General features: G+C 50.1%; 1 rRNA gene. It reads left to right on the top strand.

The features are described 5' to 3' along the window. Positions 1–1,244: ribosomal RNA gene (locus tag AB671_RS18690) — 16S ribosomal RNA — on the top strand; the annotation flags it as partial. Positions 1,245–1,256 lie beyond the last annotated feature (12 nt).

The raw sequence follows: 1,256 nt of genomic DNA, 5'->3' as shown, positions 1-1,256 counted from the left end.
TGATCTTTAGGGGGCCTGAGAGGGTGATCCCCCACACTGGTACTGAGACACGGACCAGACTCCTACGGGAGGCAGCAGTGAGGAATATTGGACAATGGGTGAGAGCCTGATCCAGCCATCCCGCGTGAAGGACGACGGCCCTATGGGTTGTAAACTTCTTTTGTATAGGGATAAACCTACTCTCGTGAGAGTAGCTGAAGGTACTATACGAATAAGCACCGGCTAACTCCGTGCCAGCAGCCGCGGTAATACGGAGGGTGCAAGCGTTATCCGGATTTATTGGGTTTAAAGGGTCCGTAGGCGGGCTTGTAAGTCAGTGGTGAAATCTCATAGCTTAACTATGAAACTGCCATTGATACTGCAGGTCTTGAGTAAAGTAGAAGTGGCTGGAATAAGTAGTGTAGCGGTGAAATGCATAGATATTACTTAGAACACCAATTGCGAAGGCAGGTCACTATGTTTTAACTGACGCTGATGGACGAAAGCGTGGGGAGCGAACAGGATTAGATACCCTGGTAGTCCACGCCGTAAACGATGCTAACTCGTTTTTGGGGCTTCGGCTTCAGAGACTAAGCGAAAGTGATAAGTTAGCCACCTGGGGAGTACGTTCGCAAGAATGAAACTCAAAGGAATTGACGGGGGCCCGCACAAGCGGTGGATTATGTGGTTTAATTCGATGATACGCGAGGAACCTTACCAAGGCTTAAATGGGAATTGACAGGTTTAGAAATAGACTTTTCTTCGGACAATTTTCAAGGTGCTGCATGGTTGTCGTCAGCTCGTGCCGTGAGGTGTTAGGTTAAGTCCTGCAACGAGCGCAACCCCTGTCACTAGTTGCCATCATTAAGTTGGGGACTCTAGTGAGACTGCCTACGCAAGTAGAGAGGAAGGTGGGGATGACGTCAAATCATCACGGCCCTTACGCCTTGGGCCACACACGTAATACAATGGCCAGTACAGAGGGCAGCTACCAGGCGACTGGATGCGAATCTCGAAAGCTGGTCTCAGTTCGGATTGGAGTCTGCAACTCGACTCTATGAAGCTGGAATCGCTAGTAATCGCATATCAGCCATGATGCGGTGAATACGTTCCCGGGCCTTGTACACACCGCCCGTCAAGCCATGGAAGTTTGGGGTACCTGAAGTCGGTGACCGTAACAGGAGCTGCCTAGGGTAAAACAAGTAACTAGGGCTAAGTCGTAACAAGGTAGCCGTACCGGAAGGTGCGGCTGGAACATCTCATTTTAGAGCGTCTTA

The organism is Chryseobacterium sp. BGARF1, assembly GCF_001677955.1.
Lineage (GTDB): Bacteria > Bacteroidota > Bacteroidia > Flavobacteriales > Weeksellaceae > Chryseobacterium.
This window is presented reverse-complemented; position numbering and strand designations above follow the sequence as displayed.